The organism is Micropepsis pineolensis, from assembly GCF_055392125.1.
This window is the reverse complement of record NZ_AP042408.1, coordinates 2,172,604-2,198,772: the sequence shown is the minus strand read 5'-3', so window position 1 is coordinate 2,198,772 and position 26,169 is coordinate 2,172,604. Positions and strand designations below refer to the sequence as shown.

At 59.4% G+C, this 26,169-nt stretch carries 20 protein-coding genes; 16 read left to right on the top strand and 4 right to left on the bottom strand.

The genetic code is table 11. From position 1 onward, the window contains the following. Window positions 1–4 precede the first annotated feature (4 nt). Entirely contained in the window at window positions 5–547 is a 543-nt protein-coding gene (locus tag ACZ5RI_RS09760) for a D-glycero-alpha-D-manno-heptose-1,7-bisphosphate 7-phosphatase (RefSeq protein WP_464515583.1), read from the top strand. 80 nt (window positions 548–627) lie between these two features. Here the strand turns inward: ACZ5RI_RS09760 and guaB are convergent, their stop codons facing one another. After that, window positions 628–2,106: an IMP dehydrogenase gene (gene guaB, locus ACZ5RI_RS09755; RefSeq protein ID WP_464512071.1), complete on the bottom strand. Its 1,479-nt coding sequence runs from the start codon at window positions 2,104–2,106 to the stop codon at window positions 628–630. Window positions 2,107–2,433: 327 nt separating this feature from the next. Between guaB and ACZ5RI_RS09750 the strand changes: the two genes are divergently transcribed. The 3 genes from ACZ5RI_RS09750 to plsY are packed head-to-tail and all read left to right on the top strand — an operon-like array spanning window position 2,434 to window position 5,320. Further along, window positions 2,434–3,414, top strand: a complete 981-nt coding sequence (locus ACZ5RI_RS09750; protein ID WP_464512067.1) for an aspartate carbamoyltransferase catalytic subunit — start codon at window positions 2,434–2,436, stop codon at window positions 3,412–3,414. Then, on the top strand, window positions 3,414–4,703 hold the full coding sequence (pyrC, locus tag ACZ5RI_RS09745) for a dihydroorotase (RefSeq protein ID WP_464512064.1): 1,290 nt from the start codon (window positions 3,414–3,416) through the stop codon (window positions 4,701–4,703). The genes ACZ5RI_RS09750 and pyrC overlap by 1 nt, the downstream gene beginning before the upstream one ends. Then, the gene (gene plsY / locus ACZ5RI_RS09740; RefSeq protein WP_464512060.1) at window positions 4,700–5,320 is read left to right on the top strand and encodes a glycerol-3-phosphate 1-O-acyltransferase PlsY; all 621 of its coding nucleotides are present in this window, start codon (window positions 4,700–4,702) and stop codon (window positions 5,318–5,320) included. Before pyrC ends, plsY begins: the two co-directional genes overlap by 4 nt. A 5-nt stretch (window positions 5,321–5,325) precedes the next feature. Here the strand turns inward: plsY and ACZ5RI_RS09735 are convergent, their stop codons facing one another. After that, complete coding sequence (locus ACZ5RI_RS09735; protein ID WP_464512054.1) at window positions 5,326–6,093, bottom strand: class I SAM-dependent methyltransferase; 768 nt, start codon at window positions 6,091–6,093, stop codon at window positions 5,326–5,328. A 132-nt stretch (window positions 6,094–6,225) separates the two neighbouring features. Here ACZ5RI_RS09735 and dprA point away from each other — a divergent pair, with 132 nt between their 5' ends. Further along, a complete protein-coding gene (gene dprA, locus ACZ5RI_RS09730; protein WP_464512046.1) occupies window positions 6,226–7,353 on the top strand; it encodes a DNA-processing protein DprA in 1,128 nt (375 codons plus the stop codon). Here dprA and ACZ5RI_RS09725 read toward each other — a convergent pair. Then, complete coding sequence (locus tag ACZ5RI_RS09725; protein ID WP_464512037.1) at window positions 7,350–7,592, bottom strand: hypothetical protein; 243 nt, start codon at window positions 7,590–7,592, stop codon at window positions 7,350–7,352. The two genes, dprA and ACZ5RI_RS09725, sit on opposite strands and share 4 nt — an antisense overlap. A 240-nt stretch (window positions 7,593–7,832) precedes the next feature. On the opposite strand from ACZ5RI_RS09725, the gene topA reads away from it, so the two are divergent. From topA to ACZ5RI_RS09670, 11 genes are all read left to right on the top strand, one after another. Further along, complete coding sequence (gene topA / locus ACZ5RI_RS09720) at window positions 7,833–10,550, top strand: type I DNA topoisomerase (RefSeq protein ID WP_464512033.1); 2,718 nt, start codon at window positions 7,833–7,835, stop codon at window positions 10,548–10,550. Then, window positions 10,547–12,799: a ribonuclease R gene (gene rnr / locus ACZ5RI_RS09715; protein WP_464512029.1), complete on the top strand. Its 2,253-nt coding sequence runs from the start codon at window positions 10,547–10,549 to the stop codon at window positions 12,797–12,799. Before topA ends, rnr begins: the two co-directional genes overlap by 4 nt. Before the next feature lie 246 nt (window positions 12,800–13,045). Then, window positions 13,046–15,283 (top strand): TonB-dependent receptor, encoded by a 2,238-nt coding sequence (locus ACZ5RI_RS09710; RefSeq protein ID WP_464512025.1) that lies wholly within the window; start codon window positions 13,046–13,048, stop codon window positions 15,281–15,283. A 61-nt stretch (window positions 15,284–15,344) separates the two neighbouring features. Continuing rightward, entirely contained in the window at window positions 15,345–16,328 is a 984-nt protein-coding gene (locus tag ACZ5RI_RS09705; protein WP_464512022.1) for an alpha/beta fold hydrolase, read from the top strand. Window positions 16,329–16,341: 13 nt separating this feature from the next. Next, the gene (locus ACZ5RI_RS09700) at window positions 16,342–18,897 is read left to right on the top strand and encodes an ABC transporter substrate-binding protein (RefSeq protein WP_464512019.1); all 2,556 of its coding nucleotides are present in this window, start codon (window positions 16,342–16,344) and stop codon (window positions 18,895–18,897) included. Further along, on the top strand, window positions 18,894–19,706 hold the full coding sequence (locus tag ACZ5RI_RS09695; RefSeq protein ID WP_464512016.1) for an ABC transporter permease: 813 nt from the start codon (window positions 18,894–18,896) through the stop codon (window positions 19,704–19,706). Before ACZ5RI_RS09700 ends, ACZ5RI_RS09695 begins: the two co-directional genes overlap by 4 nt. A 9-nt stretch (window positions 19,707–19,715) precedes the next feature. Next, window positions 19,716–21,290 carry a dipeptide ABC transporter ATP-binding protein gene (locus ACZ5RI_RS09690; protein WP_464512013.1) on the top strand — a complete coding sequence of 525 codons (1,575 nt, stop codon included), beginning with the start codon at window positions 19,716–19,718 and terminating at the stop codon, window positions 21,288–21,290. A gap of 125 nt (window positions 21,291–21,415) precedes the next feature. Beyond that, complete coding sequence (locus ACZ5RI_RS09685) at window positions 21,416–21,553, top strand: hypothetical protein (protein WP_464512010.1); 138 nt, start codon at window positions 21,416–21,418, stop codon at window positions 21,551–21,553. Between the two features lie 100 nt (window positions 21,554–21,653). Continuing rightward, the gene (locus ACZ5RI_RS09680) at window positions 21,654–23,051 is read left to right on the top strand and encodes an aminotransferase family protein (protein ID WP_464512006.1); all 1,398 of its coding nucleotides are present in this window, start codon (window positions 21,654–21,656) and stop codon (window positions 23,049–23,051) included. Window positions 23,052–23,066: 15 nt separating this feature from the next. Beyond that, the gene (locus tag ACZ5RI_RS09675; protein WP_464512002.1) at window positions 23,067–23,606 is read left to right on the top strand and encodes a carboxymuconolactone decarboxylase family protein; all 540 of its coding nucleotides are present in this window, start codon (window positions 23,067–23,069) and stop codon (window positions 23,604–23,606) included. A gap of 23 nt (window positions 23,607–23,629) precedes the next feature. Beyond that, entirely contained in the window at window positions 23,630–24,928 is a 1,299-nt protein-coding gene (locus ACZ5RI_RS09670; RefSeq protein WP_464511998.1) for an O-acetylhomoserine aminocarboxypropyltransferase/cysteine synthase family protein, read from the top strand. A 56-nt stretch (window positions 24,929–24,984) separates the two neighbouring features. Here the strand turns inward: ACZ5RI_RS09670 and ACZ5RI_RS09665 are convergent, their stop codons facing one another. Continuing rightward, the gene (locus ACZ5RI_RS09665; RefSeq protein WP_464511994.1) at window positions 24,985–25,995 is read right to left on the bottom strand and encodes a P1 family peptidase; all 1,011 of its coding nucleotides are present in this window, start codon (window positions 25,993–25,995) and stop codon (window positions 24,985–24,987) included. Between the last annotated feature and the right edge of the window lie 174 nt (window positions 25,996–26,169).

Genomic DNA, 26,169 nt, shown 5'->3' with positions numbered 1-26,169 from the left:
CGATATGATTGGCACATCCGCTATCTTTCTCGACCGCGATGGCACCATCATTGTTGATAAGCATTACTTGTGTGATCCGGCCGGCGTCGAGCTGGAGCAGGGTGCTGTGGCGGGCTTAAAGGCGCTGGCCAACATGGGCTATGCGCTGGTGGTGGTGTCCAACCAGTCAGGTATCGCCCGGGGCCGCTTTACCGCGCAGGATGCCATCGCGGTCAATGCCCGGGTGGCCGAATTACTGGCAGAGGAGGGGATCTCTATCCTCGACTGGTATTTCTGCCCCCATGTGGCTGAGGACGACTGCAGCTGCCGCAAACCGCGCCCCGGCATGATTGACCGGGCTGCGCACGAGCATGGCCTTGATCCGTCGCATTCCTTTGTCGTCGGCGATAAACTGTCGGATCTGGAGCTGGCCGATGCGGTTGGCGCCACCGGGTTTCTGGTCGAAACCGGCGAGGGGGCAGAACACGCATCCTGGGCAAAACAGCATGGCTATGATGTGTGCCGGGATCTGGCCGATTTTGCGCAATCGTTTAAAGTAACACGATAAGCTATTGTGATATAAATAAAATAAAGGCCGGAACGGTTTCGTTCCGGCCTTTGTCTTTGGTTTAACGTCCAAACAAATTCTTACTGGCCCGCGCCAGGATAATTCGGCGCTTCGCGGGTTACCGTCACGCCATGGACATGGCTTTCGGCCATACCGGCGTTGGTAATGCGTACGAACTGGGCCTTTTTGTGCATGTCTTCGATGCTGGCAGCCCCGGTATAGCCCATCGCAGCGCGAAGGCCGCCGATGATCTGGTGCACAACCTGCGAGACCGAACCCTTGTACGGCACCTGACCTTCGATGCCTTCCGGAACCAGCTTGCCAGCATCTTTAACTTCGCCCTGGAAATAGCGATCGGCCGAACCGCGTGCCATGGCGGCCAGCGAGCCCATACCGCGATAGCCCTTGTAGGAGCGGCCCTGATACAGGAACACTTCGCCGGGGCTTTCTTCGGTACCGGCCAGCAGCGAGCCGATCATGCCGACATCACCACCGGCAGCAATCGCCTTGGCCAGATCGCCGGAGAATTTGATGCCGCCATCGGCGACCACCGGAATACCCGCCTTGTGGGCGACTTCGGCGGCATCCATCACGGCGGTTAGCTGCGGCACACCAACACCGGCCACAATGCGGGTGGTGCAGATCGAGCCCGGCCCAATACCAACCTTGACCGCATCGGCGCCTGCATCGATCAGCGCCTTGGCACCGTCGGCCGTGGCGACATTCCCGGCCAGAATCTGACACTTGCCAGCAAGCTTCTTGATCCGCGCCACGCCTTCCAGCACGCCCTTGGAATGGCCATGGGCGGTATCGACGACGATGACATCACATTCGGCATCGATCAGGGCCTGCGCGCGCAGGAACCCTTTTTCACCGGTGGTGGTGGCGGCGGCAACACGCAGACGTCCACGCTCGTCCTTGCAGGACTGCGGGAATTTCTGGGCCTTTTCGATGTCCTTGACAGTGATGAGGCCGACGCAACGGTAATCGCCATCGACTACCAGCAGCTTTTCAATGCGGTGCTTGTGCAGAAGCTTTTTGGCTTCTTCCATGTGCACGCCTTCTTTGACGGTGACCAGCCCATCCTTGGTCATCAGCTCGTCAACTGCCTGGCTGGGGTCGGTCGCAAAACGCACATCGCGGTTGGTCAGAATGCCGACCAGTTTGCCCGCCAACGTGCCATGGGCACCTTCCACCACCGGAATGCCGGAAATATGATGCCGCTCCATCAGCATCAGGGCTTCTGACAGGGTGGAGTTGGGGGCAATGGTCACCGGGTTGACCACCATGCCGCTTTCAAACTTTTTCACCCGACGAACCTGTTCGGCCTGTTCTTCAATCTCAAGATTGCGATGGATAACGCCGATGCCGCCCATCTGGGCCATAGCAATGGCCATTGGCGCTTCGGTTACCGTATCCATGGCCGAGGAGATCAGCGGAATGCCGAGCCGGATCGTTTTGGTCAGCTGGGTATGGGTATCGACTTCGGTGGGCAGAACATCTGAAGCCGCAGGCACCAGCAGCACATCATCAAAAGTCAGGGCTTCACGGAAGTTCATAGCGCACGATCCTTCTATTATAGAGGAGCGCGCCATTGGGAAACCGGGACTGCGCGCCCGCTCCTTGGAAGCCGAGAGGCTTTACCAGCGTGTCCGCGACATGGCAAGCCACTTGGACAGATTACTGTCGATCCGGCGGATTTTTGCGTAAAGTACGGGAAAACATGTCTATTCTGCACAAAATTAACGGTTTTGCGCATCAGGGGTGGAATGTAACGGACTTACACTTGGTCTATGGCGGCTGACGCGAATCTGTCTAAAATATTGTAAACAGTTCGCCTGACGCGCTTGCCCCCACCCCCGTTGCTGCCTATAAGCCAGGTTTCCATGAACACGGCACCCATATTAAAAACCAGCCACATGCTTGGCATCGAAAATCTTTCGGTGGGCGAGATTGTGGCGCTCCTCGACCTGGCGGAAGAATATGCCGTTCTTGGCCGGGCACGAGAGAAGAAGACCACACGGCTTAAGGGTCGCACGGTCATCAATATGTTCTTTGAAGCCTCGACGCGGACCCAAAGCTCGTTCGAGCTGGCCGGCAAACGCCTTGGCGCCGACGTGATGAACATGTCGGTGCGCACCTCGTCGGTGACCAAGGGCGAAACCCTGATCGACACCGCCACCACCCTGAATGCGATGCGGCCGGACATTCTGATTGTCCGCCATCAGGATTCCGGTGCGGCAGAGATGCTGGCGCGCAAGCTGGATTGCTCGGTGGTCAATGCTGGCGACGGCTGTCACGAACACCCCACGCAGGCGCTGCTGGATGCGCTGACCATGCGGCGGCATTTCGGTCGCCTTGATGGTTTGACGGTGGCGATTTGTGGCGACGTCTCGCACAGCCGGGTGGCGCGTTCCAACGTTCACCTGCTGCTGAAAATGGGCGCTACGGTGCGCTTTGTGGCACCCAAGACCCTGCTGCCCGCCACGGTGGACGAACGGGTTGGCATTTATAATGATATGCGCACCGGGCTGAAAGACGCCGATATCGTCATGATGCTCCGCCTGCAGAACGAACGCATGAGCGGCGCTTTCGTGCCGTCGGCCCGGGAATATTTCCATTTCTGGGGGCTGGACCGCGAAAAGCTCAGCTTTGCCAAACCGCACGCACTGGTGATGCATCCCGGCCCGATGAACCGTGGTGTCGAAATTGATTCTGCTGTGGCCGACGACATCAATGTCAGTCTGGTGCATGAACAGGTCGAGATGGGGGTTGCCGCCCGCATGGCAGTGCTTGACGCCCTGTCACGGGGCCTGCCGCCGGAAAAGACTGAACCGAGCGGGTATCGAACAGGCGAGGGCGCATAATGGCTTTGTTTTTCACCAATGCCCGCCTGATTGATCCGGCCAGCGGTTTGGATGTCAAAGGCAGTCTGCTGGTCGAAAATGGCCGGATTGCCGATTTCGGTGCGGACTTACCCCGTCCGGAAGGCGCAGAGATCGTCGATTGTCAGGGGCAAATTCTGGCCCCCGGTCTGATCGATATGCGCGTCTTCACCGGCGAGCCGGGCAGCGAGCATCGCGAAACCCTGGAATCTGCCAGCCTTGCCGCGGCTGCAGGCGGCGTGACGACCATGATCGTCATGCCCAACACCGATCCGGTGATTGACGAGCCATCGCTGGTCGATTTCATCAAACGCCGTGCGGCCGCGACCGCCAAAGTGCATGTCGCGCCGATGGCGGCGCTGACCCGCCATCTGGATGGCGCGGTAATGACCGAGATGGGCCTGCTGCGTGAAGCGGGCGCGGTGGCCTTTACCGATGGCGATCGCACCCTGTCCAACAGTCTGGTGATGAGCCGGGTGCTCAACTATGCCGCCACCTTTGGCGCGCTGGTGGTCGGCCATGCCGAAGACCCGGATCTGTCCCGGGGGGCGTCGGTCACCTCTGGTGCGTTTGCCGCCCGTCTGGGGCTTGCCGGTGCGACGCCGCTGGCCGAAACCATCATTGTCGAGCGCGATATTCGCCTGGTCGAGATGACCGGTGCCCGCTATCACTTCGGCCAGATTTCGACCAAAGCCTCGCTTGAAGCCATTATGGCCGCTAAAAAACGCGGCCTGCCCATCACCTGCGGGGTTTCTGCCCACCATCTGGTGCTGAACGAACGCGATGTCGGCCCGTATTATACCTTCATGAAGGTCAAGCCGCCGCTGCGCGCTGAAGCCGACCGTCAGGCCATGGTCGAAGGGGTGTTGAGCGGGGCGATTGACGTGATCGTCTCCAGCCATGATCCGCAAGCCGCCGATACCAAGCGCCAACCCTTCCCGCAGGCCGCTTTTGGCGCGGTGGGGCTGGAAACCTTGCTGCCGGTGGTGCTCAGCCTGCATCATCAGGGCGTTTCGCTGGCCGATCTGCTGAAGGCGGTAACCGCGACCCCGGCCCAGTTGCTTGGTCTGGGGACCGGCAAGATTGCCAAAGGCGCCCCCGCGGATCTGGTGTTGATTGATCTGGAACGCTCCTTCACGGTGACGCAGGACGTTTTACATTCGCGGGCCCGTAACACCCAGTTCGATGGTCGTCTGTTCCGTGGCCGTGCCGTCGCCAGCTTTGTTGACGGCGTTTCCGTCTTCGATCTTTCCAAGGAAGTCAGCACATGACTGTCGGCGCGCCGATCGCACTTATCCCCGGCCTGATTGCACTGGCGCTCGGGTATTTCCTCGGCACGATTCCGTTTGGCCTGTTGCTCAGCCTGTTGGCCGGGGCAGGCGATGTGCGCAAGATCGGTTCCGGCAATATTGGCGCCACCAATGTGTTGCGCACCGGCAAGAAATGGGCGGCAGCGGCAACCCTTATTCTTGATGGCGGTAAAGGGGCCGCGGCGGTGCTGGTTGCCGGGGCTTTGTTTGGTCCCGGTGGGGCCTATATCGCCGGGTTAGGGGCTATCGTCGGCCACATCTTTCCGGTCTGGCTCAAATTCAGGGGCGGCAAAGGCGTAGCGACCACGCTGGGGGTGATGCTGGCGGTGTGCTGGCCCGCAGGGCTGGCGATGCTTGTCACCTGGCTGGTGATGGCACTGCTGTTCCGCATATCGTCGCTGGCGGCACTGGTCGCGGCGCTGATGGCCCCGGCCTATGCCATCGGGTTCGGGGAATTCTCGGCCGCATTGCTGGGGCTGATTATGGCCGTGGTGATCGTCGCCACCCATCATGAGAATATCGGTCGGCTGTGGCGGGGTGTTGAGCCGCGCATCGGCCGACGCATCGAAAAGGCCTGAAATCGTCAGCCGATTTTGCGGCAGTGAAAGGCGTGGGTGCGATAGGGAAAGACCGCGTCTGCCCCCTGTAGTGCCGGCGTGGCCGCAATCAGGGCGCGGACCTTGTCTGTGGCAATGGCGCGTTCTGCATCCGGTAACGCGGCAATAAAACTGGTCGAAAGAAACCGCCCCAGGATCACCTGTTCCGCCGGACCGTGATGGTCGTTGGCAAAAACACATTCTGATAACGGTCCGAAAGCGGCATCCGCAAAGGCCTGCTGCCACTGCATGGTTCGGTAGCGCGGAGCATCGCCTTCATAGGCGGCGAAGATCTCGGTCAGGGACCGAACCCAGTCAACACTTTCATCCCGGACATTCCAGATCAGCCCCAACAGGCCACCGGGTTTTAACACACGGTGGATTTCCGCAAGGGCTTCAGACGTCGCAAACCAGTGGAAGGACTGCGCGCAAACCACTGCATCAACAGACAAATCTGGCAATGGCAGTTCGGTTGCAATAGCCACATGGGTTGCAACGGTGGCAAAGCGCGCGGTCAACTGTTCCAGCATCGCTGGCACCGCATCGACTGCAATCACCCGTGCCCCACTTGTCAGCAGGGATCTGGTGAATTTGCCGGTGCCCGCACCCAGATCCAGCACCGTACGCCCTTCGCCTAAACCCAGCGTATCGCGTAGCCAGGGATCGATTGCGGCGGGATATTCGGGGCGCGCCCTGGCATAGGTGTCAGCGGCACTGGCAAAGCCGTCGGCGGCAGCCGGATGAACATTGAGCATGGGCACAGCACAATGATGTGTTTCCGGCAGGAGCATAGGATTGTTTGCCGGGGCTGTCTTGCACCATGATGAAACTACCTTTACTTGTAATTCTGTTGCTTACCGATACGCTGCCTTCTTGTTGGTTTTGCCATGCCCGAACTCAGCACTACCGAACGGCTTGCCTGGTTGCGGCTGACGCGCACGCCCCAAATCGGCCCGGTGACCTTTGCCCATCTGATTGAACGTTGTGGTACGGCGGAAGCCGCACTGGAGGCTGCCCCACGCCTTGCCCGTCGTGGCGGGGGCGAGCTGAAGCCGTGCCCGGCAGCCGAGGCCGAGCGCGAGATGGAGGCGCTGGCCCGTCTGGGCGGGCGAATGTTGGCATCGTGCGAAGCCGATTACCCACGCGGACTGAAAGCGCTGGAAGCCCCACCGCCAATATTGTCGATCCTCGGCCATGGCGTGCTGATGCGGCGGGAGATGGTCGCGATGGTCGGGGCCCGTAATGCCTCGGCGCTGGGGCGTAAGCTGGCCTGGCGTCTGGCAAGCGATCTGGGTGCCGCCGAACTGGTGGTGGTGTCGGGTCTGGCCCGGGGCATTGATGCCGCCGCCCATGACGGGGCGCTGGCCACCGGTACCGTTGCCGTGGTGGCGGGGGGCGTTGATGATATCTATCCGCCGGAAAATGCCGCGCTTTATGCGCAGATCAAGGCGCAGGGTGTCATCGTATCAGAAATGCCGTTGGGTATGGCCCCGCAGGCACGCCATTTTCCCCGGCGCAACCGCATCATCTCGGGGCTGGCGCGCGGGGTGATCGTGGTCGAAGCGGCGGAAGGCTCCGGCTCGCTCATCACCGCCCATTATGCGCTGGAACAGGGCCGCGAGGTCTTTGCCGTACCCGGCTCGCCGCTCGATCCCCGGGCAAAGGGGGCCAACAAACTGATTCGCGAGGGGGCCACACTGACCGAGTGTGCTGCGGATGTACTGGGCGTGCTGGCCCCAATGCTGCGCAGTGATTTTAATGATCCGGCCAGCGGGGCGGGTGGCGGGCTTATCGGCGCAAAACAGGGCCCCAAACAGGTGACCGAATGGCCGGAACACGAGATCGCGCTAATCCGTCGCATCGTTAACGAGGCGCTGGGACCGGCCCCGGTCGCGGTTGATGAGCTGATCCGCCTTTGCAACCACCCGGCAGGGGCGGTGCTGACCGTGCTGCTTGAGCTGGAATTGGCCGGAAAAATCGCCCGCCATCCCGGAAACAAGGTGTCGTGGTCTTAAAAGTAGCCGTTCTTGGGGTTTGCCAGCATACCGGCTTCCACCGCGGCCAGGGCGATCAAATGTGCCAGAATATGCTGATTATGGGCCAATGCGATTTTTTCGAGGGCACACAGCATACCTTCGGTATAGCTTGCCGACTGCGCCGGGCTGATCGTGGGTTGATCGGGCAGCCCAGACTTAGATACGCGCCGGGACTTTACGCCGCCAGAGCCGTTTAAACTACCGTTACAATCAGACATTGTACCGAGCCATCGTTTAAGTTGTTGTGTGTCATAATAAGGTAAACAGGCGTCAATTGCAACTGCAAGTTACAATTTCGCTGTTTTAAGCGGTTTTTACAATTTTAAGTATGAGGGGCACTGAAAAATCATGCGTTGACAAGGCTCCATCGCATCTAACAGTGTCGCACAGCGCAGGGCCCAGCTTATTCGCCAATCGATAGGCGGCCCTACAGACAGAGCTAAAGAGTACTGCACCTGATGAATATTCTTGTCGTCGAATCCCCAGCTAAAGCCAAAACCATCAATAAGTACCTCGGAACTGATTATAAGGTACTGGCCAGCTTCGGGCATATCCGGGACCTGCCGTCCAAGGACGGTTCGGTCAAACCGGAAGACGATTTCGCCATGACCTGGTCTCTGGAGGATCGTGGCACCAAGCGGATCAAGGAAATCGCCGACGCGCTCAAAGGGGCCGACAAGCTGATCCTGGCCACTGACCCGGATCGCGAAGGTGAGGCAATTTCCTGGCATGTGCTCGAAGTGCTCAAGCAGAAAAAAGCGCTGGGCGATGCCAAGGTTGAACGTGTGGTGTTCAACGCCGTTACGAAAAACGCGGTCCTTGATGCCATTCGCAACCCGCGTCAGATCGATAACGAACTGGTCGATGCCTATCTGGCGCGCCGCGCGCTGGATTATCTGGTGGGCTTCACGCTGTCGCCGGTGTTGTGGCGCAAGCTGCCGGGTGCCCGCTCGGCTGGCCGCGTGCAGTCGGTGGCGCTGCGCCTGATCTGCGAACGCGAAACCGAGATCGAAAGCTTTAACGCGCAGGAATATTGGTCGATTGCCGCCGATGTCGCGACCAAGGGTGGGGCCTTCTCGGTCCATGTCGTGCAGCTGGCCGGTAAAAAGCTCGACAAGCTGACCATTGGCAATCAGGCGGCTGCCGATGCGGCGGTCAGCGCGATCCGGGCGGCCCAGTTTGCCATTGGCGGGGTTGAAACCAAGCCGGTAAACCGCCACCCCGCACCACCGTTTATTACCTCGACCTTGCAGCAGGAAGCGGCCCGCAAGCTCGGTTTCTCGGCCAAGCGCACCATGCAGGTTGCCCAGCATCTCTATGAGGGTGTTGAACTGGGTGGCGAAACCGTCGGTCTGATCACCTATATGCGTACCGACGGCGTCACTATGGATGGCGGGGCCATTGCCGAAGCGCGCACCATGATTGGCGAGCGCTATGGCGCCAAATATGTGCCCGATGTGCCGCGCCACTATGCCTCCAAGGTCAAGAATGCGCAGGAAGCGCATGAAGCAATCCGCCCGACCAGCTTTGCCCGCACGCCGGAAAAAGTGGCCCAATATCTCGATGCAGATGGGGCCAGACTGTACGAGCTGGTGTGGAAGCGCGCGGTAGCCAGCCAGATGCCGAGCGCCGAACTGATGCGCACGACGATTGATGTCACGTCTGCCGATAAACAGATCACCCTGCGCGCCACCGGTTCGGTGGTGGCGTTTGACGGCTTCCTGACCCTGTATCAGGAAGGCCGCGATGACGAGGCGGACGAAGATGGTGCCCGCCTGCCCATGGTTACGGTGGGCGAGGGTGCCAAGGTCGACAAAGTCCTGCCCGAACAGCATTTCACCGAGCCGCCGCCGCGCTATTCCGAAGCCAGTCTGGTGCGCAAGCTGGAAGAGCTTGGTATCGGGCGGCCGTCGACCTATGCCTCGATCCTGTCGGTGCTGCGCGAACGGGCCTATGTCCGCATGGACCGCAACCGCTTCCTGCCGGAAGATAAGGGGCGGCTGGTGACGGCGTTTCTGGCCAATTTCTTCAAGCGCTATGTCGAATATGATTTCACCGCCGATCTGGAAACGCGGCTCGATCAGGTCTCAGAAGGCAAGCTCGACTGGAAGCAGTTGCTGCGCGAATTCTGGGCGGATTTCTCTGCCGCTGTCGGCGACACCAAAGACCTCAAGGTTTCGGACGTTATCACCGCGCTGGATGAAGTGCTCAGCCCGCACATCTTCCCGTCGCACGAAGACGGCACCGACCCGCGGGTCTGCCCAACCTGTGGCAATGGCCGGTTGGGGCTGAAGCTGGGGCGGTTTGGGGCCTTTGTCGGCTGTTCGAACTATCCTGAATGCCGCTACACCCGCCAGCTTGGCCAGTCGGCAGAAGAAGCGGGTAGTGGCGAGCCCAAGGTACTGGGGCTTTTCCCCGATACCGGCGAAGAAATTTCGCTGCGCAGCGGCCGCTTTGGCCCCTATGTCCAGCTCGGCGATGCTGAAAAGCCCAAACGCGCCAGTATTCCGAAAGGCACGCAAGGCTCGGATGTCGATCTGGAACTGGCAATCAAACTGTTGTCGCTGCCGCGTGAGGTTGGCATTCACCCCGAACTGCAGAAGCCGATCACCGCGAATTTCGGTCGCTTTGGGCCCTATGTGGCGTGCGACGGGCAATATGCCTCGCTGGAGACGCCGGAAGATGTCTTCACCGTTGGCATCAATCGCGCGGTCACCATTCTGGCCGAGAAGAAAGCCCGTGGCCGTTCTTTCCGTGGGCCGGAGCCGTTAAAAGAAATCGGCAAGAATGCTGAGGGTAAAGACATCAAGCTGATGAAGGGCCGCTTCGGGCCTTATGTCACCGATGGTGAAGTCAACGCGACCATCCCGAAAGAAAAAGACCCGCTGGCTGTCACGCTGGAAGAGGCTTTGGCTTTGATTGCCGCGCGCGCTGCCAAGGGTGGGGTCAAGAAGAAGCCCACCAAGAAAGCCGCCCCTAAGAAAGTGGCAAAAGCCGCGCCGAAGAAGGCGACGACAAAAAAGGCTGCTGCCAAAACGACAAAGGCCCCCGAGAAGGCCACCGAGAAGGCTCCAGCAAAAACCGCCACCAAGACCGTAAAAAAAGCTACGGTCAAAAAGACGGTCAAAAAAGCTGCCGCAAAGAAAACGGTTAAGTCCGCAGGCAAAAAAGCGTGAAGCGCCCCGGAAAAACGCCACACAAAAAATCTTCGCTGATTTCAAAAGAGCGGGTTTTAGAAACCTTGGCCGCCAATCCCGGGGCGACCAAGCGCGATCTGGTACGCATGATGGGGGTCAAAGGTTCCGACCGCATTGACCTTAAGCATGTCCTCAAACAGCTTGAGGAGGAGGGCGCGGTAAAAGGAAACCGCAAGCGCGGCTATGCGGAGCCGGGTGCGCTGCCCGAAGTGCTGGTGCTGGAAACCTATCGTGACGAGGATGGCGATCTGTTCGCCCGTCCGCTCAATTGGGAAGGCGAGACGCCAGCGCCCCGCATCACCCTGATCACCGAGGAAACTGTCGGCGTTGGTGAAAAACTGCTGGCACGGCTCAGCCGTTTGGACGAAGGCTTTACCGCCCGGATCATCCGGCGTCTGGCCACGCCACAAAGCCGTCTTCTGGCGGTGCTGCGCAAAGCCGAAGGCGGCATGCGCCTGATCCCAGTCGATAAGAAAGCCCGCAACGATTACTTTGTCTCTCCGAATGATCTGAACGGGGCACTGGTGGGCGAGCTGGTGCTGGCCGAGCCGGTGGGGCGCAATGCGCATCTGCCCCGGGCGCGGGTGATTGAGCGGTTGGGCAGTCTGGATGCGCCCAAATCGATCAGTCTGATCGCCGTGCACACCCATGGCATTCCGATGGAATTTCCGGCGGATGTCATCAAAGAGGCCAAGGCAGCCAAACCCGTAACCCTGAAGACAGCTTCGTCCGATGCGAGCGAATTTAAACGCACGGATCTTCGTAAAATCGCACTGGTGACCATCGACCCGGAAGATGCCCGCGACTTTGACGATGCGGTGTGGGCCGAGCCTGCCGGGGATGGCTTTGATGCCATCGTGGCGATTGCCGATGTGGCCCATTATGTGCGCCCCGGCACGCCCCTCGACAAGGAAGCCTATAAGCGCGGCAACTCGGTCTATTTCCCCGACCGGGTGGTGCCGATGCTGCCCGAAGAGCTGTCGAACGATCTGTGCTCGCTGCGTCCCGATGAAGACCGCGCCTGCATGGCGGTACGGATGCATTTTGATGCGTCTGGCCGCTTGCGCAAACATACGTTTATGCGCGGACTGATGCGTTCGGCGGCCCGGCTGACCTATGCCGAGGCCCAGAAAGCGTTTGACGGCCTGCCGGTCGAAATCCCCGAGGCCGCACGTCAAACACTGGCCAATTTGTGGGCTTGCTATACCATCATGGTCAAGGCGCGCGAAGCCCGCAGCCCGCTGAACCTTGATCTGCCGGAACGCCGTATACGGATTGATGATGCTGGCAAGGTCACCGGCATCGGTTTCAAAGACCGCCTTGAATCGATGCGCCTGATTGAAGAGCTGATGGTGATGGCCAATGTCGCCGCCGCCGAAGCGCTCGAAAAGCATCACACGCCACAGATCTATCGCGTGCATGATGTTCCGTCTCAGGAAAAGCTGCATGCCTTTGCCGATTATCTGCACACGCTGGGAATTCCGTTTGCAAAGGGGCAGGTGATTAAGCCCGCCGCCTTCAATCAGATCCTCGAGCGGGTCAAGGGCGGGCCGCATGAGCAGGTGATGAATGATGTCGTGCTGCGCAGTCAGGCGCAGGCGGTGTATTCTGCAGCGAATGTCGGCCATTTTGGTTTGAACCTGGCGAAATACGCCCATTTCACTTCGCCCATCCGACGCTATGCCGACCTTGTTGTGCACCGTGCGCTGATCCGTGCCCACGGCTTTGGTGATGGCGGCCTGACCGAGGGCGAAAGCCATCAGCTGGCCGGTATTGCCGAGCATATTTCGGTGACCGAACGGCGGGCAATGATGGCCGAACGCGATAGCGCCGACCGCTATGTTGCGTCCTATATGGCCGACCGGGTCGGGGCTGAATTCGAGGCCCGTATCGTCAGTGCCACACGGTTTGGTCTGTTTGTGCGTCTGAGCGAGACCGGGGCCGAGGGGTTGCTGCCAGCCCGCATGCTGGGCGCGGAATATTTCCGCTATGACGAACCCGCGCAGGCGCTGATCGGGGATCGTACTGGTAAGACCTATGCCATTGGCAATATGGTGATGGTGAAGCTGGCCGAGGCCAGTGCGCTGACCGGCGGAATGCGTTTTGATCTGGCTGAGGCTGGTACTCAGGCCGGTGCCAGGGGTGGCGAGGGCGAAAAGCCACGCTATCATCGTGGCAGGCCCGTATCGCGTGTAGGCGACAAAAAACGCGTAAAACGTCGCAAGTGAACCGCCGGGTCACAGTATTTATAAAAATTGACCTAGCGTAAAGTTTACGCTGCACTTGCGTTAGGATCTGTGTAATAAGCCCCCGCTATTTTGCGAATTGTATAGGCATGCCTGTCTGTTACGCAAATAACACACATTAATTACACATTTAAATGTGTAATTGTAATTGTTGTTGCGTGCCGAAATGGTAATTAATACATTTCACCACAACAACGTATTTGTTGTGTTAATTAAAGGGGTGGTGTGATGAAGCGTATTCTTCTGGGGTCTACAGCTCTGGCTTTGACGTTACTGGCAGCAGGCCAAGCCTCCGCCCAGAACTATACTCAGGTTGCCGAGGCCGAGGTTCTTGATGGCAGCAACGACAAGATCGAAACCGTGACCGTCACGGCCCAGCGCCGTGAGCAGGTGGCGCAAGATATCGGTATTGCCTTGAGTGTGCTCACCTCGGGTGATCTGGCCAAGCACCACATCGATAATGTGAACGCCCTGCAATATGCCATCCCGAGCTTCGAGGCCGTGCCCGCCTTTGGTAGTGGTCAGCCCGAGTTTCGTCTGCGTGGTGTTGGCTTTGACGATTACGGCTCCAACAACTCCTCGACGGTTGGCGTCTATGTCGACGACGTGGCCTATCCGGTGCCAGCCTCGACACAGGGCCTCTTGTTCGATGTCTCGCGCGTTGAAGTCTTGCGCGGGCCGCAGGGTACGCTCTACGGCCGCAACACTACGGGTGGCGCGATCAACTTCATCACCAACCGGCCGACGGACGACTTAAGCGCGGGCATCAGTGCCGATTATGGCAGCCACGGCGAATTCAAAGCCGAAGGCTATGTCGCGGGCCCCGTGGCCGATGGGCTGAAATTCCGTCTGGCGGCGGTAACCGATCAGGGCGGGGCCTGGCAAAAAAACCGCACCACGGGTGACGAACTGGACAACAAGAATACGCTGGGCCTGCGCGGTCAGCTGGAATGGACCCCGAACAGCCGGATCAATGTGCTGCTGGAAGGCAACTGGGGCTATGACAAATCCCAGCCCAACGGCCTCTATCTGTTCAGCAGCTATCCCAGCTATGGCCTGACTGCCGATACCAGCCGCACGGCGACAGGCTGGGGCAGCTCGGCCACCTTCGCCAATCTGGTCGGCATTGCGCAGGATAAAAAGCCGTTCCACAATTCGATCAATCAGGGTGTCAGCCTACATGCCACTGTTGATCTCGGCTTTGCCGATCTGACCAGCATTTCGGCCTATAATGCGCTGCATCGGCGGGAATATAATGACTGGGATGCGTCGTCCTACGCCTATGCCGGAATCTATTTCAACACCAAGTCCGGCGTGTTCTCGCAGGAGGTCCGCCTGTCATCCAAAAGCGAGGGAGCATTCTCCTGGCTGGCCGGGGTCTATTATTCCAACGAAAAGCTCGACGATCACTTCATTTCGGATTTCTGGGATCTGTGGGCCTTCGATACGGTGACATCGTATAAGCAGTATGTGCAGTCGATTTCCGGCTTTGCGCAGGCCGAATACCGCTTCACCGATACGCTGAAACTGATCGGCGGCGTGCGGGTTGAAGACGAGGTGCGCAAGCAGAAGAATTATGTCACCGCCGAAGTGGTTGCGGTGGGCGGTGATCCGATTGATTTCAGCGCCCCGGCCGACAAATCACTGCGCAGCAAACCCGTCACCGGCAAGGTCTCGCTCGAATATAAGCCGTTCGATACCGGGCTGCTCTATATCAGTGCCAGCAAGGGCGTGAAGTCAGGCGGCTTTACCGCCTATAACGTACCATCTTCCGGTGCGGTTTCGGCCTTCAAGCCCGAAACCCTGTGGTCCTATGAAGGCGGTTTCAAAACCAACCTGCTCGACGATACGCTGCAGCTGAACGGTTCGGTGTTCTATTACGATTACCGCAACCAGCAGATCCAGTCGGCGATTTACACCACGGCCTATGGCGCGATCGGCGCTATCGTCAATGCTGAAAAATCCCATATCTATGGCGGCGAACTGGAAGCAACCTGGCGGCCCATTCCCGAGCTTCTGATCAACCAGAGCTTTGGCTATAAAACCGGTAAGTTTGATAAGTTCGATAACTTCCTCGACATTACCGCCAGCACGGCGGCCAACACCTCGGTCTATAAGAGCCAGAAGGGGCAGTCGGTCGGTTTCCCGCCGCTGAGCTATTCGGGCAGCGTGGCCTATACCTTCGATCTTGGGGCCTACAGCCTGCAGCCGGAAGTCAACTACAGCTTCCACGACAAGCGCAAACCGCTGCTGCTGGGCTCGACCTATAACATCGCGTCCTATTGGCTGGCCAATGCCAGCCTGACGCTGACGCCGAAGTCGGGACCATGGGAGGTCAGCATCTATGGCCGCAATATCTTCAATCAGAAATATGATCTGGAGCGCAACTTCTTCATCAGTAATATCAATATTGCTGCGGCCGGGGAACCTGCCACCGCCGGCATCCGCCTTGCCTATAAATATTGATACACAATAACCAGTGGGGGGAGTCAAGAAATCCCCCACCTTTGCTTTTGCCGAGGATGCTATGCTCAAAGTTCTTATCGGGGCACTCGTACTGCTCCTGGTCGTTATTGTTGGCGGTTGGCTCTATCTGCGCGGACCGGAAATCCCGTTTGAAAAGCTCGAAGCCAAATACGCCAATGCGGATTCCCGCTATGTTGATCTGGCCGATGGCGTGCGCCTGCATTACCGCGATGAAGGCCGTAAAAGTGCCCCGCTGCTGCTGCTGGTTCATGGCGGCGGTGATAATTTGTGGACCTGGGACGGCTGGGTCAAAAAGCTGGGCAAAGACTATCATATCATCCGGATTGACCTGCCGGGCCACGGGCTGACCCGCGCGCCGGAAGACTATGTCTTCGGTGGGGATGTCATCAGCCAGCTGGTTGAAAAACTCCATCTGCAACGCTTTGTCATTGGTGGCAGTTCGCTGGGTGGTCTGGCGTCGTGGAACTATGCCGTGGCACATCCCGAACATGTGCGCGGGCTGATCCTGGTCGATTCCGCCGGGTTGCCCGATACGGCCAAAACCGGCAAGGCCCCACTGGCGTTCCGCATCTTACGGTATTCGTGGGGGCGGACATTCCTCGAAAATATCGACAACAAGCCGCTGATTATTGACTCGTTGAAAACCGAGCTGGGCCATAAGGAAGCGATCACCCCCGAATTGGTTGACCGCTGGGCGGAATTGCAGCGTGCACCGGGCCACCGCCATATCCTGATTTCGGGACTGGCGCGCGGGATTGCCCCGCCCGACAAGGCGGTTATCCTGGCGCAGCTTAAAACCATCAAGACCCCGACGCTGATCCTGTGGGGGGCGGTGGATCCGTTGACGCCGGTAGCAAACGGTCACGGCTTCCATGATGCCATCGCTGGGTCTAAGCTGATTGTCTATCCCGGTACCGGACATCTGCCGCAGATCGAAATACCGGATCAGACCGCCACCGATGTGACGGCCTTCCTGTCGGCACTTGCCGCACCCCAGACGACGGCTTTGTCACCGCATAAATAGTAAGGCATCTGTTTTGAGCCGATTATTTCACGCCGTATTCTGGTTTCTGATTGTCGCTGCGGCGGTGCAACCCGCCGCAGCGACGTATAAAGCTGACAATCCGGCGGCACGTGTTGTCATCGGGCTGCAGCTGGAGCCGCCGGGGCTTGACCCCACCGCAAGCGTCGATTCCGCCATTGGTGAAATCGTCTATAAGAATGTTTTTCAGGGCTTAACCGATACGGCGTCTGACGGCACGGTAAAGCCGCTGCTGGCCGAAAGCTGGCAGATCGCGCCAGACGGGCTGCACTATCGCTTCTTTCTGCGCCATGGCGTGCGCTTTCACGATGGCACCCTGTTTGATGCCAGCACGGTGCGGTTTTCCCTTGAACGGGCATTGGCTGCCGGTTCGCTCAACCCCTTAAAACCGGCGCTGGCGGCGGTGCAGGTGGTGCGCATCGTCGATCCCTATACCGTCGATATGATTTTGAATAAGCCGGACGGTGATCTGCTGTTTACCCTGTCGCTGCCCGCCCTCAGCATGGTTGCGCCACAGACGGCGGCAACCAACGCCACCCATCCGGTTGGCACCGGCCCCTATGTCTTTGCCGACTGGCGCCGCGGCGCATCGGTGCGCCTTACTGCCTTTGCCGAGTATTGGGGCACGAAACCGACCATTGGAGAGGCGCTGTTCAAATTCATCGCCGATGCCGGTGGGGCCTATGCCGCCATCCGCTCGGGCGATGTCGATCTGTTTCCCGACTATCCGGCCCCGGAGAATATCGCCAGCTTCCGTCAGGACCCGAAACTGGCGGTGACCGTTGGTACTACCGAGGGGCAGGTGATCCTCGCCATCAACAACAAACGCGCCCCCTTTACCGACATCCGTGTGCGCCGCGCGATTTCCTATGCCCTGAACCGGCGCGACATCATCAATGGGGCCTATTACGGCTATGGCACGCCGATCGGCAGCCATTACGCGCCGCAGGATGCCGGGTATGTCGATCTGACCGGGCGGTATCCGTACAACCCTGCCAAAGCTAAAGCGCTGCTGGCCGAAGCCGGTTTTCCCCATGGCTTTACCGTAACGATCAAGCTGCCGCCGCAGGCCTATTCCCGGCGCTCAGGCGAAATCATCGCAGCAGAACTCGGTGCTATCGGCATCAGGGTGAAGATCGAGGATATTGAATGGGCGAGCTGGCTCGCTCAGGTTTACACCGATCATGATTTTGATCTGACCGTGATCAATCATATCGAGCCGATGGATTACGATATCTATGGCAAGCCGGGCTATTATTTCGGTTATGACAATGCCGATTTTAACCGCCTGCTGGCATCACTCAAAAACGAAACCCACCCTGACAAGCGCTTTGTCCTGTTACAGGCGATCCAGCGCAAAATCGCCGATGATGCGGTCAACGGCTTTCTGTTTGAACTGCCGCGCCTTACCGTACACAAGGCGGGCTTAAGCGGTTTTCAAACCAATGTCATGGTGCCTTCAAATGATCTGACGGCGCTGCACTTTACGTCAGCGACTTTGGGTGCGGCATCGGCAGCAGGCCATCGCCCGCTGGCGTGGAGCACCACGCTGCTGGCCGCGCTGGTGCTGATACTGGCGCTATGGGCGTGGTGGCGGGCTGGTGTGTTTTATGTTGCCAGCCGCATCGGCCTGATGCTGATCACCTTGCTGATCGCCAGTCTGGTCATTTTCCTCGCCTTGCAGGTGCTGCCGGGGGATCCGGCCAGCTACATGCTGGGCACCGGGGCCACGCCCGAGGCGCTTGCTGCGTTGCGGGGCAGTATGGGGCTCGATCAGCCTTTCTGGCCCCGCTATTTCCATTGGATTGTAGCGGTCGCTCAAGGCGATCTTGGCCAGAGCTATACCTACCGCGTGCCAGTCGCTACCCTGATCGGCGAGCGGTTATCGCTGTCACTGCCACTGACGCTGTACGCCATGTTGCTGGCATTTGTCATTGCGGTGCCGCTGGGGGTGCTGGCCGCCTGGCGCGCACGCCCGAGCCGCATCATCAGCGCTAGCCTGATCCAGATTGGTGTGGTGCTGCCGGATTTCTGGCTGGGGCTTTTGCTGGTGCTGGTCTTCGCGGTCGGCCTGCACTGGTTTCCGGCGGGTGGCTTCCCCGGTTGGAGCAATGGCGGGGCCGCGGCAAAGGCGCTCAGCTTACCGGCGCTGGCACTGGCCATTCCGCAAGGGGCTATTCTGGCCCGTGTCATCAGTAACGCGCTGAAGGAGGCGCTGCAGGCCGATTATATCCGCACAGCGCGGGCCAAGGGGCTCAGCGCCTTTGCCGCGCTGTGGCGCCACGGGTTGCCCAATGCCATGGTGCCGGCGCTGACCGTGATGGGGATGCAGTTCTCGTTTCTGATTGCAGGTGCCATCATTGTCGAGAATGTCTTTGCGTTACCCGGTCTGGGCCGGTTGATTTCACAAGGTGTCGCCCAGCGCGATCTCATCGTGGTTGAAGGGGCCAGTCTGGTTCTGGTGACGGCCACGGTGCTGGTGTCGTTTGTGGTGGATATTGCCTATGCCGTGGTCGATCCGCGCATTGCCCGGCGGGGAGGGCGCGTATGAAACCCGGTACAGTCAAATTATATAGCGGGACCGCATTGGCCGTGCTGGTCGCGGCGCTGGCGCTGCTCTCCTTTGTCTGGACGCCCTATGACGTGCACAACATTGATATCGCACAGCGGCTGATGGGCCTGTCGCGGACCCATCCCTTTGGCACCGATGTGCTGGGGCGCGATGTGCTGTCGCTTTTAATGTGGGGCGGGCGCAATTCGCTGTTCGTTGCTTTGAGCGCGGTGGCCTGTGGCGCGCTGATCGGCCTTCCCATCGGCTTGTGGGCCGCCGCCCATGGCGGTTTTATCGATCAGATTTTGATGCGCGCCAGCGATATTGTCTTTGCCTTTCCTGCCGTGCTGCTGGCCGTGCTGCTGTCGGCCAGTCTGGGGCCGGGCGCGATCAATGCGGTGCTCGCCATTGGTCTGTTCAACATTCCGGTTTTTGCCAAGGTGGCGCGCGGATTGGCGCTGGTGCAGTGGCAGCAGCCCTATGTGCTGGCCGCACGGGTAGCGGGTAAGAATGCCTTGCGGATCTCGTGGGAGCATATCCTGCCCAATATCGCCGTTGGGGTTGGCGCACAGGCGGCGATCCAGTTCTCGATGGCCATCGTGGCCGAGGCGGGCCTCAGTTATATCGGCCTTGGCGTACAGCCGCCCGCCCCAAGCTGGGGCCGCATGCTGAGCGAGGCGCAAACCCTGATCGATATTGCCCCGCATCTGGCGCTGTTTCCGGGGCTGGCGATCTTTGCCGCTGTACTGGGCTTTAATCTGCTGGGCGAGGGGCTATCCGAACGCTTTGCCCCGCGTCGGCAACGATAGGGGGCAGAGATGCGCTTACTGAGCGTCGAAAATCTGACCCTGACCTATGGCCCGCGCACCGTGCTCGACGGGCTCGACTTTACACTGGAGCGGGGCGAGATTCTGGCTTTGGCCGGAACATCCGGTTCAGGAAAATCTTCCACCGCGCTGGCGATTGCACGGCTGTTACCCGAGCATACCAGTTTGTCCGGCCAGATCGTTCTGAATGGCGAGAACCTCTGCACCATCAGCGAAAAAGCGATGTGCGCAGTGCGTGGCGGTAAGATCGGCATGGTGTTTCAGGAGCCGATGACCGCCCTTAATCCGGTGATGCGCATCGGCGATCAGATTGCCGAAACCCTGTTTGCCCATGGCACACCAAGCCGCAAAGACGCGCGTGAACGCGTTGCCACCATTCTGGCCCGCGTCGGGCTGACCGAGGCGGGCGTCGGCCCCGAACGTTATCCGCATGAACTGTCAGGTGGTCAGCGCCAGCGCGTCGCCATTGCGCTGGCTATTGTGGCATCGCCCGCGCTGATTATCGCCGACGAGCCGACCACCGCGCTGGATGTCACCATTCAGGCGCAAATTCTTGAGCTGCTGCACAGTCTGGTGCGCGAGGATCATTGCGGCCTGCTGCTGATCACTCATGATCTTGGTGTTGTCGCCCAATATGCCGACCGCGTTGCCTTGCTTGAAGATGGCCGCATTGTCGAAAGCGGCCCGCCCCGTAGCGTTTTCTCAGCCCCCAAAAGCGATGTCACCCGCCGCCTGATTGCCGAGGCGGCCACCCCGCCGGTGCGCCACAGCCAGCCTGCCGGAGAACGGCTGCTGGTCGTCGATAATGTCTGCCACCGCTATCGTGCTGATGTGCCCAAAGCGGTCGATGGTGTTGGCTTTGATCTGTATCGCGGCGAAAGCCTTGGCGTGGTCGGCGAATCCGGCAGTGGCAAATCCACGCTTTTGCGTATCCTGCTCGGGCTTTTGGCACCGGGCAAAGGCGAGGTGCGCCTAACCGGCCGAGCCATTCACCACGCCCGGGGATCCGATCTGGCAGATTTGCGCCGCCAGATTCAGGCGGTGTTTCAAGACCCGATGTCGAGCTTTAATCCCCGCCACCGGGTTGGCCGGATTGTTGCCGAGCCGCTTTATCTTATCGACCGGCACATGCCCGCAAAACGCAAAGCGGAAAAGGTCGCCACCGTACTGAAGCTGGTTGGTCTGCCCGCAGACGCTGCGGGGCGTTTTCCGCAGGAGTTCTCCGGTGGTCAGCGCCAGCGCATTGCCATTGCCCGCGCCCTGATCATTTCGCCGGCGCTGATCGTGTTTGACGAAGCACTGTCAGCGCTCGACGCCACCGCCAGAAGTGAAATTATCAGCCTTCTGAACCGGTTATCGCAGGAACTTCAACTGTCATATCTGTTCGTCACCCATGATCTGGATCAGGCCCGCGCGGTGACCGACCGGCTGATTGTCATGCAGGGTGGCCATATCATCGAAAGCGGCCCGACCAACAAGCTGCTGTCGGCGCCAACCCAGGCCTATACGGCGGGGCTGGTTGCGGCGGCCCCCAACCTGAACCGGGCCCTGGGCAAAGCGGTTTGAACACACAAAACACGCCACCTGCGCATTTAACACCAATATGAAGTGTTTAATGTATAATACGCCTTGCTTCGTATGTATAAACTGATTACCATCCAGCCGGTGATGTAGCCGTGGGTATTAAAGCGATGTCCCCAATGTCCGCCGACGCCATGAAGCGCTGCTTTGCAGCCTGCTGGGATGCGGTTGATGGCATGGCAGGCTTTGCCCTTTTCCGCACGGCGGTTGCCGGTGCGGCGGACCCTCGAAGCCAGGCGATGGCCTGAAGCGTTTTTCAGGCGTCGCCGCCCCAACGATCCCTTTTCCATTCCTTAAAAAACATATCCGCCGGTGCGCCCAGACGCATCGTGTATGTGGGATTGCCTCATGACCAACGCGACCATTGCACCCGAAGACCTTGCCCGCCTGATTGCGGCCGACCGGGCCCATCTGATTCATCCGCAACATCACCCCAACGACCACAGTGACCCGCAATATTGGGTGGGCGGCGAGGGCAGCTATCTGATTGCCGCCGACGGCAAACGCTATCTCGATGGCTTAAGTTCGATGTGGAACGTCAATCTCGGCCACAAACGGCGCGAGCTGATTGAGGCGGCGACCAAGCAGTTAAACACCCTGGAATTTGCCACCGCCTATGCCGGCACCAGCCACCGGCCGGTGGTCGAGCTGGCCGAGCTGTTGACCCATTACGTCTATCCCTCGATCCAGGCCTTCTATTTCACCAATGGCGGATCGGATGCTACCGACACCTCGATCCGCACGGCGCGCTTTTATTGGCGCACACTGGGCAAGCCGGAAAAGACCAAGATCATCGCCCGCGAACTGTCCTATCACGGCTCGACCGTTGGCTCGGCCAGCGCCACCGGGGTGACGGAATTCTCTGATCCATTCGGACCGCGCCTGCCGGGCTTCTCGCATATTCCATCACCATACCCGTACCGCTTTGGCGATAATACCAATGGCAAAACGCAAGGGCAGGCGGCCGCCGATCTGCTGGAAGAAGCGATCTTACGCGAAGGCCCGGAAACCGTTGCCGCGTTCATTGCTGAACCCATTCAGGGCGGTGGCGGTGGCATCATCGTGCCGCAGGACGATTATTTCCCCCGCATCCGCGAAATCTGCGACCGCTATGATGTGCTGCTGATCAGCGATGACGTCATTACCGGCTTCGGGCGCAGCGGGCGGTGGTTCGGCCTGCAACACTGGAACGTCGAACCCGACATTGTGCAATTCGCCAAGGGCATCACCAGCGGTTATATCCCGCTGGGTGGCATCGGCGTTTCGGGCCGCATCAAGGATGTGCTCGACCATGCCGATCAGGCTAAGCGCTGGTGGCACGGCTATACCTATTCCGGGCACCCGGTGGCCGCCGCCGTGGCGCTGGCGACCATCAATGTGCTGGTCAAAGAAAATCTGGTCGAGCGTTCGGCCATTTTGGGTGACCGTCTGCGCGGGGCGATCCGCGATGGTCTGGCCCAGCATCCGCACTTAGGCGAGGTGCGCGGGCTTGGCCTCTTGGCCGGGATCGAGCTGGTGGCCGACCGTACCAGCAAGCAGCGTTTTGACGACAAAGCCGATTTTTCCGGCCGCCTGAAAGCCGAGTTCATGAAGCGGGGGCTGTGCACCCGCGTGCTGACCGACATCATCTGTCTGGCCCCGCCTTTGACGGCGAGCGAGGCTGAAATCGACCGCATTGCCGCCATTGTGGTGGAAACCCTGAATGAAGAGTTTGCCACCGAAGCCGATTTTATCAATCACCACTAAAGGGAAGTCACTGCCATGTCCCGTATTCCGCCGGTTACCGCCGACACCAAAGACCCCACCCTCAAAGCCGCTTACGACGAGTTGTCCAAGCATCACGAAGTCAGCAACATGAAGGCGGCGCTGCTGCATTCGCCCGAAGCGCTGCATGCGGTGCTGGAATGGTATAAGCTGTTCGCCAAAGTGAAGCCCTTCTTAAGCGAACGGCTGGCCGTGCTCTATTGCGATGCGATTTCGCGCGCCAATGCCTGCGAGCTGTGCGCCACCTTCATGCACCGCGAGATCGTCGGCTGGGGCGAAGACCCCGATAACCTGAAGCTCGACGAACGGGATGAAACCGTCATCGCCTTTGGCCGTCAGCTCGCCAAGGATGCCAATCGCATTAACGACGATTTATACGCCAAGTTGCAAAAGTTCTTTACCCCGGCTCAGATCGTCGATCTGACCGTGTTCGGCACTCTGATGATCGTCAACAACCTGTTCAACAGCGCACTGCGCATTGACCTTGATACATCACTTGACCAGTACCGGATCGATCCGGAAAAGTACTTCGCGTAATACCGCCGTAACGAGGATTATTCATGAGTAACCGGAAATTCGCCTTCGACACCCAGCAACTGCATGCCGGCCAGACGCCGGACGGCGATTTCCGCGCGCGGGCGGTGCCGATTTATCAAAGTACTTCTTTCACCTTTCGCGACTTTGACACCGCCAAAGCAATCAATACGTTCGACAGTATGGATTACGAATACTCCCGCACAGGCAACCCGACCTGCTCGGTGCTGGAGGCGCGCATTGCTGCCCTTGAAGGCGGCACGGCGGCGCTGGCGGTCTCCTCCGGTATGGCGGCGATCACCTATGCCATCCTCAACATCTGTGCGGCGGGCGACGAGATCGTTGCGGCCCGTACCTTATATGGCGGCACCTTCGGTCTGTTCGCCCATACGCTGCCGCGCCACGGTATCACGGTTCACCTTGTCGACCCTGACGATCCGGCCAGCTTTATGCGCGCCATCGGCCCGAAGACCAAGGCGCTGTTTGCCGAAAGCATCGGCAACCCCGGCGGCAATATCATCGACATTCCGGCACTGGCGGCCATTGCCAAACAGGCGGGCATTCCGCTGATCGTCGATAACACCTTTGCTACGCCTTATCTGTTTCGACCGTTCGAGCATGGTGCCAATATCGTTGTCCATTCGGCCACCAAATATATCGGCGGCCATGGCACCACCATCGGTGGGCTGATTGTCGACGGTGGCAATTTCGACTGGAGCAATGGCAAATTCCCCGGCTTCACCACGCCGGACGGGGCCTGTGCTGGCATCACCCATTGGGACAAGTGGCACGATTTTCCTGGTATCGGCAACTTCGCTTTTGTCATGAAGACACGGCTGCAATATTTGCGCGACATGGGCGCGGCCTTAAGCCCGTTCAACGCCTTTTTGCTGTTGCAGGGCATTGAAACCCTGTCGCTCAGGATGCAGCGCCAGATCGACAATGCCGCCCGGGTTGCGAGCCATCTGGCCGCAAACGAGCATGTCGAGCGGGTGCAATATGCTGGCCTGTCCACCAGCCCCTATTATGGTCTGGCGCAGAAATATTACCCCAAAGGACCGGGGGCGATTTTCTCGTTCGATCTGAAGGGCGGTGATGATGCCGCGCGCAAATTCACCGAAGCCGTCAAGGTGTTTTCGTTCCTGGCCAATGTCGGCGATTCCAAATCGCTGATCGTGCATCCGGCCTCGGTGACCCATCCGCAGCTTTCACCGCAAGAGCAGTTGGCCGCCGGGATCACACCCGGAAGTTTACGGGTTTCCATCGGAACCGAGGCGATTGAGGATCTGTTGTGGGATCTCGATCAGGCTTTTGCCGCACTATAAAAACATAAAACACAAAAGCCCATCGCATCCAGCGGTGGGCTTTTGTGTTTCAAGGCTTAAACGCCGAACCGGTCGCGATAACTGGTCAGATGGGCCAGGGTCTGCGCTTCATACACCCCACGGGCAATGGCGCGGGCCAGCGTGTCGGCGGCGATCATGCCAAGGCGCATAATCGCATTGGCTTCGGATTCCGCCACCGACCTGGCCCCGGTACTGGCCGCAAACACCAGATCACCATCAAACGGTGTATGCACCGGGCGCAGGGCGTGGGCAAAACCGTCGGTTGCCATTACGGCCAGTTGCTGCAACGCGTTGCGCGACAGCGCCGCATCGGTGGCAACAATGGCAATGGTGGTGTTGGCCGCAATGGTGGGCGAGGATTTTAAGTCGGTCGGCAGATCAAGCTCGATCTGGCGGCCATCGGGCCTCTGGCCACCGAATTCGCCGTTTTGTTCGAACAGATGGGCCCAGAAGCAATCCGTACCCGGAATGATGGGCGAGCCCACAGCGTTCACCGCCACCAGCGCGCCCACCGTAATGCCGTCACCGGTCACGGCCGAAGCGCTGCCCAAACCGCCCTTATAGGCCCCGGCGCGTGCGCCATAGCCCGCACCGGCATTACCAAGGGAAAAATCCACTGCCGCGTTTTGCGCCGCCATCCGGCCCAGATGGCGATAGGGCGGGGTATCGCCCCATGTTTTATTGCCGCCATTGCCAAGGTCATAGAGGATGGCCCCCGGCACCAGCGGCAATGGCGCTACGCCTTCGTCATAGGCGACACCACGGCCCATTTCATTGAGATGCGCAATGACACCACCGGGCGCATCAAGACCATAGATTGACCCACCCGACAGCGTGATCGCCTCGACCGGCAAGCCCATACCGGGGCCACGCAAGGTATCGCAATCGCGGGTGCCGGGCGCCGCACCGCGCACATCGACCACCGCATCAAACGCCGCATCGCCCATCAGCACCGTTACGCCAGTGCGGATGGATGCGTCTTCAGCGTTGCCGACTTTTAAGCCGGGAATATCGGTGATGCTGTTCTTCGGTCCGGGGATAATCATATGTGGTGCCATTATATGCGATTACACAATGCCGTATGCCATACAGGCTGTATAGTACCTTTTGATACAGAATTGGCACAGGTTTCTGAAGTATTGCGATCCTTTGAATGGCGCATATTTGCGTCTCATCACGCGAAAGTGGCCGCCAGCCCCACGTCGCGTTTTTGCTGGCTG